This window comes from Pseudoalteromonas luteoviolacea (genome assembly GCF_021654285.1).
In the GTDB taxonomy this organism is placed as follows: domain Bacteria; phylum Pseudomonadota; class Gammaproteobacteria; order Enterobacterales; family Alteromonadaceae; genus Pseudoalteromonas; species Pseudoalteromonas luteoviolacea_J.
Genome location: NZ_JAKFZS010000073.1, coordinates 1 through 2,057, shown reverse-complemented (window position 1 = coordinate 2,057; position 2,057 = coordinate 1). Strand labels below are relative to the sequence as shown.

General features: G+C 39.2%; 4 protein-coding genes. All 4 read left to right on the top strand.

Annotated elements, in window-relative coordinates; all coding sequences use genetic code 11:
- The first annotated feature begins 94 nt into the window (after positions 1-94).
- A complete protein-coding gene (locus L1077_RS27040; protein WP_237139866.1) occupies positions 95-874 on the top strand; it encodes a tyrosine-type recombinase/integrase in 780 nt (259 codons plus the stop codon).
- The gene (locus tag L1077_RS27035) at positions 875-1,093 is read left to right on the top strand and encodes a hypothetical protein (protein WP_237139865.1); all 219 of its coding nucleotides are present in this window, start codon (positions 875-877) and stop codon (positions 1,091-1,093) included.
- Between the two features lie 101 nt (positions 1,094-1,194).
- Positions 1,195-1,752 (top strand): hypothetical protein, encoded by a 558-nt coding sequence (locus L1077_RS27030; protein WP_237139864.1) that lies wholly within the window; start codon positions 1,195-1,197, stop codon positions 1,750-1,752.
- An 82-nt stretch (positions 1,753-1,834) separates the two neighbouring features.
- Complete coding sequence (locus L1077_RS27025) at positions 1,835-2,032, top strand: hypothetical protein (protein ID WP_237139863.1); 198 nt, start codon at positions 1,835-1,837, stop codon at positions 2,030-2,032.
- Positions 2,033-2,057 lie beyond the last annotated feature (25 nt).

Here is a 2,057-nt window from a genome sequence, read left to right as displayed (position 1 = left end):
CAGTATTCCAATATACCCTGATAAATCAACGCTTGTAGTTTTCGGTGGCTGATTAATATACTATATTGGAATTGGGTGTAATTTGGGGTGTCACATGCCATTTGAAAAAGGTCATAGGCCTGTCAGGCGCAGACCAGTATCGGATGCAGTAAAGCGACTTGAAGCCAGTAAGAAAGGCGCAGGAAAAATAGAGAGTAAAGCGCAGCTCAAACACATATTAGCTAATGCAAATCGCGGTGAAACAGCCGAGAGGAATGTAGCATTAATTTGGTTTTTGTTTGGTTCGCTTACACGTATAGGTGAGACTTGCCAGCTCAAAGTTAAAGACGTTTTCACCAAAGACGGTGAGATTAAATCTATTTTTAGAATGCGAGCTGAATACACAAAAACGAATCAAAGCCGTGATTGTGTGCTGGTGTTAAAGCAGCAGCAGAAAGCGCTGTTAGCTTGGCGTGATCGTCGTATAGCTGATAATGCGATGTTATCAACAGATGGCAGTTATGGCGGCTTGTATGGTGAAAGCCCTTTATTTTTATCAAAGCGAGGTAAGCGCTGGGTTACTTTAGCTTTTAATGTTAAAAAATATCAGACAAAGGACGGGCCAAAAGAAACGTTAGTTTGCTCAAGCATGGAGAACTACGTTAGAAACTTATTTAAAGGGTGCGGCTTTTATCAAGGCTCAAGTCATTCAGGCCGCAAAAGCACTGCCAGCTTACTATCTGATGCTGGCGTTGGATATGACGTTATACAAATGGCAATCGGTCACGTAAGTGATGAAATGACCGACACATACATAATACCTGACCCTCAAAGATTAACAGACGCACTAAACAGCTTATATAGGTCAGTGCCAGCACTGGGAGTAAAAGAGTAAATGACAAATAACGAATTATTAGCGCAATGGCTAGAACGTTGGAATCTAAAGCCCTCAGACGGCGCTAAGGTGCTTAAAATACAAAAATCAAAGGTCAGTGAGTATCTATCAGAAACCAGCGATAGAACGCTACCAGACTACGTTGCCGCGCATATTGAAACGTTTAATTTGCTCGCCAAATTCAAAGCACAAAAATTAATCGAAGAAAGATTGAAATAACGCTTGCAATAGTTCCCAATGGGAACTATAGTTAAATCCAAGTTAAGGCATTCACTACCATGCAGGTAGCTTGATTTTAATTATTTTTAGTAGGGAAAGTTATGGTTAATTTAAACGATGCACTAGAACACAATGTAGAGTTAATGAAATGGATGGATCAAGCTGCGACGACAAACGCGTTCTTTAAAAAAGCATTTGAAGAAAACAGCGTTATCTCAGCTATGGAACAGCGCCTGAGCAATATCAAAAAAGCGATTAGTATTTACGGCCCTGAGTTCAATGTACCAGCGCGTGACAATGAAATACCAAATGATAACGCTGACTTATTTTTTGGCTGCTGGCACTGGATGAGCGGTGAAAAAGTCTCATGCGTAGAGAATGAAAAACTAGAAGCTCTTTGCCCTGTTATCGACTCTCTAAAAACTGAAGTTGATTTTTCAGTTTGGGATGAGGAATTACAAGTTACAGTACCGTTTACTGAATATATTTACGACACGTTTAGTATCAACATTAAAGCTGATAATGGGCTTAGGATCTTCATTAATCCGCTTTACAGTGAGCTATTAGAATTTGCTTGTATTGAAAACGATAAAGTAAATAAAGAAGTTGTACAAATTGAAGATTTGCCTGCAAAGATCACAAAACTTTTATCAAAATAAATTAACGGGCGCTCAATGCGCCCCATTGGAAACCTTTTTACTACCAAGTAGGTAGCTTTGAAAACAACTTAGGAATAGAGAAATGGAAAAATACATCAAACTTTATCAAGAAGCTGCTGAACATATTAAACATGAATTAGATGGTAATTATGACGGCTACACTGGGGCAAACGCTGTATCTAAATATATTAACGATAAGCATGGCATTAATGCTGCTAATGAAACCGTTGCTGGCAATGCACTAGCTGAGGTTATGGAATCGTTTGATTGGGGCTGGTAAGCCCCTTTAATAAGTATTGGAATAC

Bases quoted from the DNA above. Each gene is read 5' to 3' on its own strand.
- L1077_RS27040 (WP_237139866.1), top strand. From the start codon at position 95: ATGCCATTTGAAAAAGGTCATAGGCCTGTCAGGCGCAGACCAGTATCG.
- L1077_RS27035 (WP_237139865.1), top strand. From the start codon at position 875: ATGACAAATAACGAATTATTAGCGCAATGGCTAGAACGTTGGAATCTA.
- L1077_RS27030 (WP_237139864.1), top strand. From the start codon at position 1,195: ATGGTTAATTTAAACGATGCACTAGAACACAATGTAGAGTTAATGAAA.
- L1077_RS27025 (WP_237139863.1), top strand. From the start codon at position 1,835: ATGGAAAAATACATCAAACTTTATCAAGAAGCTGCTGAACATATTAAA.